This is a genomic window from Streptomyces sp. NPDC051133, assembly GCF_040682635.1.
In the GTDB taxonomy this organism is placed as follows: Bacteria; Actinomycetota; Actinomycetes; order Streptomycetales; family Streptomycetaceae; genus Streptomyces.
The window spans coordinates 1-2,503 of the sequence record NZ_JBFBBK010000178.1 but is presented as its reverse complement, the minus strand read 5'-3'; the positions used below and the strand labels follow the sequence as shown (position 1 = coordinate 2,503).

At 66.0% G+C, this 2,503-nt stretch carries 4 protein-coding genes; 3 read left to right on the top strand and 1 reads right to left on the bottom strand.

Annotated elements, in window-relative coordinates:
* Positions 1-132 precede the first annotated feature (132 nt).
* The 3 genes from AB0N17_RS46075 (at position 133) to AB0N17_RS46065 (ending at position 1,996) form a co-directional block, all read left to right on the top strand.
* Positions 133-1,149 carry a phage/plasmid primase, P4 family gene (locus AB0N17_RS46075; protein ID WP_366017649.1) on the top strand — a complete coding sequence of 339 codons (1,017 nt, stop codon included), beginning with the start codon at positions 133-135 and terminating at the stop codon, positions 1,147-1,149.
* Positions 1,150-1,221: 72 nt separating this feature from the next.
* Positions 1,222-1,425, top strand: coding sequence for a hypothetical protein (locus AB0N17_RS46070; RefSeq protein ID WP_366017648.1), 204 nt, complete (start codon positions 1,222-1,224; stop codon positions 1,423-1,425).
* Positions 1,426-1,540: 115 nt separating this feature from the next.
* Positions 1,541-1,996, top strand: coding sequence for a ricin-type beta-trefoil lectin domain protein (locus AB0N17_RS46065; protein WP_366017647.1), 456 nt, complete (start codon positions 1,541-1,543; stop codon positions 1,994-1,996).
* A 165-nt stretch (positions 1,997-2,161) separates the two neighbouring features.
* Here AB0N17_RS46065 and AB0N17_RS46060 read toward each other — a convergent pair whose 3' ends face one another.
* A complete protein-coding gene (locus AB0N17_RS46060) occupies positions 2,162-2,407 on the bottom strand; it encodes a hypothetical protein (protein ID WP_366017645.1) in 246 nt (81 codons plus the stop codon).
* Between the last annotated feature and the right edge of the window lie 96 nt (positions 2,408-2,503).

Genomic DNA, 2,503 nt, shown 5'->3' with positions numbered 1-2,503 from the left:
CTGGTGGACCACCGACCCACTACGCAAGCCTCGCACCAGCCGACTCGAGCGCCTCAGCCACCAACTCGCCGGCTGACGAATTCAGCAACAGAGTCTACTTCGTGAACAAAGCCAGACGACCTCATCACGAAGGTGGCCGGCGCCGGGCTGGACGGCGACGACCAGGAGCAGGGCGAGAAGGCAGCCGCGGAGTGGGAGGCGTTCCTCGAACGGATCCTCCCCGCCCCTGAGGTACGCGCATTCGTCCAGCGGCTGTTCGGCTACGCGATGCTCGGAGAAGTCCGCGAGCACGTCATGCCGATCTTCACCGGAACCGGTGCGAACGGTAAGGGCACGCTGCGGGACGCCGTGGTGGCTGCGTTCGGGGACTACGCGGTCGAGGTCGACCCCGCGATCCTCATGGAGTCCAAGCACGAGCGTCACGGCGCCTTCAAGATGCGGCTGCGCGGCGCGCGGTTGGCGTTCTGCTCCGAGACGGAGAAAGGCCGGCGCTTTGCTGAGGCCACCATGAAGCGGCTCGTCGGTGGCGATCCCATCGAGGCCAACCTCATGCACAAGAACCCGATCCAGTTCGACCCGAGCCACACGCTCGTGATGATGACGAACCACCTGCCCGCGGTCAGCGGCGATGACCCGGCAGTGTGGCGGCGCATCCTGGTCGTGCCGTTCGACGTCGTGATCCCCGAAGAGGAGCGCGACCCGAAGCTCCCCGACCGGCTCAAGAAAGCGGCGGCCTCGGTGCTGTCCTGGGTCTACGAAGGGTGGATGGCCTACCAGGACCAGGGCCTCAACCCGCCGGAGGTCGTGCGGGTGCGGACGCTGGAGTACCAGGCTGCAAGTGACGTGCTCGGGCGCTTCCTCGAGGAGCGGACCATCCCCAACTCACACTCCACCGTGCGAGCCCGGGAGCTCTTCACGGAGTGGACGACCTGGTGCCACGCCAGCGGCGAGCAGTCCGGGACAGAGAAGGCCTTCGCAGAGTCTCTGGCCAACCGCGGGTACATGAAGAAGCGCACCAACGCCGGGCAGGTCTACCAGGGCCCTCATGCTGGCCGGAAAAGACGACGACGAGTAGACCGCAGAGAGCCGACCGCCCCCGCAGCACCACCCTGCGGGGGCGCTCTGCTGCCTGGGGTGAAAACGCTCTGACCTGCGGAAGTGGCCCCGGTGCCCTAGCTCAGCCACCAGCCGCAAAGTCGGACGAGTCCCGTTTCCCCGTCCTTGCTCGCCGAACCGGCCTGGGCAAAGAAGCTCCCTGATGAGGACCAGCGCGGCCTGACCGCGCCGTTCTGGTACAACGTCAACCCGTACGGCACCTTCCGCCTGGACACGGACAAGCGCCTCGACCTCGAGCCAGCCGCCCCCGCCCCCGGCAGACACCACCAGCCGATCCCGGACACAGACACGATAAAAGGCCGCCATTGACGCTGATTCCGCGCAGTCGTGAACACATGTGATCAGAAGGATCTTTACCCGTCGCGCCTGTGGAAAGGTGATCATCCCCGCACCTTGCGGACACCCAAGAAGAAGCGGAAACCCCATGATTCGACGCTATGCCGCTGCTCTGGCCGCCCTGGGCGCCTTCACCCTCACTGCCTACACCGCCCCCGCTCCGGCCGCCGCCGCACCCGTCCCCGTGCAACTGGTCAACAAGGTGTCCGGCCACTGCCTGCAAGTCGACTCCTCGCAGGACGCGCCCGCCGAGCCCGCCGCCTGCACCGACGACGAGCGCCAGCGCTTCACCCTGTCCGGACAGGGCACCGTCCGGATCACCCGGGGCGAGTGGTGTCTGGCCTCCGAGACCGCCGATACGCCGGTCTTCATGGACTGCGCCGGTGACGACTCCCACCAAACCGAGTGGGACGCGAACAACGGCGAGTACGACAACGTTCTGCTCAATATGTGCCTGAACGAGAAGAACGGAAAGATCGACCTCGACGTATGCGGGGCCGACGGCGGCAGGACTGTTTGGGAGGCGCGCCCCATCGCCTCCTGAGCGCGTACGGCCAGCGCCCTACCCGGCGGCCTCTTCCAGGCTGATCGGGTAGGGGCGACTTGACGAGCCGGGCCTCGACCTGCCCAGCAGGTATGGCAACGCCGCCGATCATCGGCGGCGCCGGCTTCGATCTCTTACACAAGCGAGTCCTGCTGGCGTGACGACCTATACCGGCTCTTCGTACACATCGATCTCGGCGGGCACACGAGCAAGCACCAGTTCGAGGTGCCCCTCCATGGCGGCGAACCACTCGTCGAGGTTCGCATCGGCGTCGTGGAAGAACCAGGAAGCGAAGCTCCCCAGGGCATCCAGGACGGGTTCGCACTCGTAGCGAAGTTCGCAGTGAACCTGCACGTAGTGCTCGTGCTCACCCTCGTCGTCACTAATGGCGAACTGTCGCGTGAGGTTCACAGGGCGAGTTCAACCAGTCGTTGCAACACCGGGCTGTTGCAGTGAGCGTAGCTGTTCCTCGAAGACCTCGGCCGGGGTCTTCCAGCCGAGGATCTT

Excerpts from the sequence above, each read along its gene's own strand:
- AB0N17_RS46065 (WP_366017647.1), top strand. The coding sequence starts at position 1,541 with ATGATTCGACGCTATGCCGCTGCTCTGGCCGCCCTGGGCGCCTTCACC.